The organism is Vibrio genomosp. F10 str. 9ZD137, assembly GCF_049974785.1.
In the GTDB taxonomy this organism is placed as follows: domain Bacteria; phylum Pseudomonadota; class Gammaproteobacteria; order Enterobacterales; family Vibrionaceae; genus Vibrio.
Genome location: NZ_JBNGCJ010000455.1, coordinates 1 through 3,050 on the forward strand (window position 1 = coordinate 1; position 3,050 = coordinate 3,050).

2 protein-coding genes are annotated in these 3,050 nt (G+C 46.1%); both read left to right on the top strand.

What is annotated here, in order from left to right; genetic code table 11:
- Positions 1–147 (top strand): hypothetical protein (locus ACP45E_RS10915; RefSeq protein ID WP_141707296.1); only part of this gene is annotated, 147 nt, incomplete at its 5' end.
- Between the two features lie 74 nt (positions 148–221).
- Positions 222–3,050, top strand: a 2,829-nt coding sequence (gene rpoC / locus ACP45E_RS10920; protein WP_017040471.1) for a DNA-directed RNA polymerase subunit beta', incomplete at its 3' end; no start/stop codon positions are given.

Sequence of the window (3,050 nt, forward strand, 5' to 3'; positions counted from 1 at the left end):
GATGACGTTAACGGCCGTACTAAGATGTATAAGAACATCGTAGACGGTGACCACAGCATGGAACCTGGTATGCCTGAATCGTTCAACGTATTGTTGAAAGAGATTCGCTCGCTAGGTATCAACATCGAGCTAGAAGACGAAGAGTAATCCTTCCGGGTTATTTGGTAGAAGGCGCTCACTTTAGCGAGTGAGCTCCTTTTAACTCCTTACAGGAGCTGAATGTGAAAGATCTATTAAACTTTCTAAAAGCACAGCATAAGACCGAAGAATTTGATGCTATCAAAATCGGTCTATCTTCACCTGACATGATTCGTTCATGGTCTTTTGGTGAAGTTAAAAAGCCGGAAACGATCAACTACCGTACGTTCAAACCTGAACGTGATGGTCTTTTCTGCGCGCGTATCTTTGGTCCAGTTAAAGACTACGAATGTCTTTGTGGCAAATATAAGCGTCTGAAACACCGTGGTGTGATTTGTGAGAAGTGTGGCGTTGAAGTTACACAAACTAAAGTTCGTCGTGACCGTATGGGCCACATTGAACTTGCATCACCAGTCGCTCACATCTGGTTCCTAAAATCACTGCCGTCTCGTATCGGTTTGTTGATGGATATCCCTCTGCGTGATATCGAACGTGTTCTTTACTTCGAAATGTACGTAGTAACTGAACCGGGAATGACAGATCTAGAAAAAGGTCAGATGCTTACTGAAGAAGAGTATCTTGACCGTCTAGAAGAGTGGGGTGATGAATTCACCGCGAAGATGGGTGCAGAAGCGATCAAAGATCTGCTGTCTACGATGGACATGCACCAAGAAGCTGAGCAGATGCGCGAAGAGCTAGAAACAACTAACTCTGAAACTAAGCGTAAAAAACTGACTAAGCGTCTTAAACTCGTTGAAGCGTTCATTTCATCAGGTAACAATCCTGAATGGATGATCCTAACGGTGCTTCCGGTTCTTCCGCCAGATCTACGTCCTCTAGTACCACTAGATGGTGGTCGCTTTGCGACTTCTGATTTGAACGATCTTTACCGTCGTGTAATCAACCGTAATAACCGTTTGAAGCGTCTTCTAGAGCTAGCGGCTCCAGACATCATCGTACGCAATGAAAAGCGTATGCTGCAAGAGTCTGTTGATGCCCTTCTAGATAACGGTCGTCGCGGTCGTGCGATTACGGGTTCAAACAAGCGTCCTCTTAAATCTCTTGCTGACATGATCAAGGGTAAACAAGGTCGTTTCCGTCAGAACCTTCTTGGTAAGCGTGTAGACTATTCTGGTCGTTCTGTAATTACAGTAGGTCCGTACCTTCGTCTGCACCAGTGTGGTCTTCCTAAGAAGATGGCACTTGAGCTATTCAAACCATTTATCTACAGCAAGTTAGAAACTCGTGGCATGGCGACGACGATCAAAGCTGCTAAGAAAATGGTTGAGCGTGAAGAAGCGATCGTTTGGGATATCCTAGACGAAGTTATCCGCGAGCACCCAGTACTGCTTAACCGTGCACCAACACTTCACCGTCTTGGTATTCAAGCGTTTGAACCAGTACTAATCGAAGGTAAAGCGATCCAGCTTCACCCACTAGTGTGTGCGGCATATAACGCCGACTTCGATGGTGACCAAATGGCGGTACACGTGCCTCTAACTTTAGAAGCACAGCTTGAAGCTCGTACATTGATGATGTCGACCAACAACATCTTATCACCAGCATCGGGTGATCCGATCATCGTACCTTCTCAGGACGTTGTATTGGGTCTTTACTACATGACTCGTGAAATGATTAATGCGAAAGGTGAAGGTATGTACCTTGCTGGCCCTGAAGAGGCTGAGAAGGCATACCGTACTAAGAGCGCAGAGCTACACGCTCGTGTTAAAGTACGTATCACTGAAAGTGTTGTTGATGAAGACGGTAACAGCACAACAAGCACAGATATGGTCGATACGACTGTTGGACGTGCAATGTTGTGGTCTATCGTACCTAAAGGTCTGCCGTTTAGCCTAGTTAACCAAAAGTTGGGTAAGAAGCAAATTTCTACTCTACTTAACGAGGCCTACCGTAAACTTGGTCTGAAAGACACCGTTATCTTCGCTGACCAAATCATGTACACAGGTTTTGCATACGCTGCACTTTCTGGTGTGTCTGTTGGTATCGACGATATGGTTGTACCTGCGGCTAAATATACTGAAATTGAAGAAGCAGAAGCTGAAGTTCGTGAAATCCAAGAGCAATTCCAATCAGGTCTTGTTACTGCGGGTGAGCGATACAACAAAGTTATCGATATCTGGGCGTCTACCAACGACCGTGTTGCGAAAGCAATGATGGATAACTTATCTTCTGAAACGGTAATTAACCGTGACGGTGAAGAAGAGCAACAAGAGTCGTTTAACAGCATCTACATGATGGCTGACTCGGGCGCTCGTGGTTCTGCTGCTCAGATTCGTCAGTTGGCGGGTATGCGTGGCCTGATGGCGCGTCCAGATGGTTCAATCATCGAAACGCCAATCACCGCAAACTTTAAAGAAGGTCTAAACGTCCTTCAGTACTTTATCTCAACGCACGGTGCTCGTAAGGGTCTTGCGGATACAGCACTGAAAACAGCAAACTCGGGTTACCTAACTCGTCGTCTAGTAGACGTTGCTCAAGACGTTGTAGTACACGAACATGACTGTGGCACTCACGAAGGTGTCGACATGATGCCTCATATCGAAGGTGGTGACGTTAAAGTTGCACTTTCTGAGCTTGCACTTGGTCGTGTTGTTGCTGAAGACGTTCTTAAGCCGGGTACTGAAGATGTACTGATTCCACGTAATACTCTGATTGATGAGAAGTGGTGTCAAATCATGGAAGACAACTCTGTTGACCGTATGAAAGTACGTTCTGTTGTTACCTGTGATGCAGACTTCGGTTGTTGTGCACAGTGTTACGGTCGTGATCTAGCACGTGGTCACCTAGTTAACCAAGGTGAAGCAGTTGGTGTAATCGCTGCTCAGTCTATCGGTGAGCCGGGTACACAGCTTACGATGCGTACGTTCCACATCGGTGGTGCAGCATCGACA